Raw genomic sequence first — 559 nt, 5'->3', positions numbered from 1 at the left:
TCGGCGCGATCCTCGGCAAACTCCTGGCCGACTCGGGCGGCGCGGACCAGATCGTGGACACCATCCTGGCCCGCGCCAACCAGCGCACCATGCCCTGGGCCATGGCCCTGATCGCGGGCATCATCGGGCTGCCGCTCTTCTTCGAGGTCGGCATCGTGTTGCTGATCCCGGTCGTCCTGCTGGTCGCCAAGCGCGGCAACTACTCCCTCATGCGCATCGGCATCCCGGCCCTGGCCGGCCTGTCCGTGATGCACGGCCTGGTGCCGCCCCACCCCGGCCCGCTCGCCGCGATCGACGCGATCGACGCCAACCTCGGCGTCACCCTCGCCCTCGGCGTCCTCGTCGGCATCCCCACCGTCGTGATCGCGGGACCCGTCTTCGCCCGGTACGCGGCGCGCTGGGTGGACATCGAGCCGCCCGAGGGACTCGTTCCGCAGCGGCCGTCCGAGACGCTGGAGCGCCGCCCCAGCTTCGCCGCCACCGTCTGCACGGTGCTGCTGCCCGTCGTGCTGATGCTGGGCAAGGCGCTGGTGGAGATCGTGGTGGACGACCCGGAGAA

The 559-nt window shown here is 71.6% G+C and carries 1 protein-coding gene; it reads left to right on the top strand.

The features are described from left to right. Positions 1-559, top strand: a 559-nt coding sequence (locus KUM32_RS42545; RefSeq protein WP_217146924.1) for a GntP family permease, incomplete at both ends; no start/stop codon positions are given.

It is taken from the genome of Streptomyces sp. AC627_RSS907 (assembly GCF_019049165.1).
Note: the sequence above shows the minus strand (reverse complement) of the source record. Positions and strands in the feature narration are given on the sequence as shown.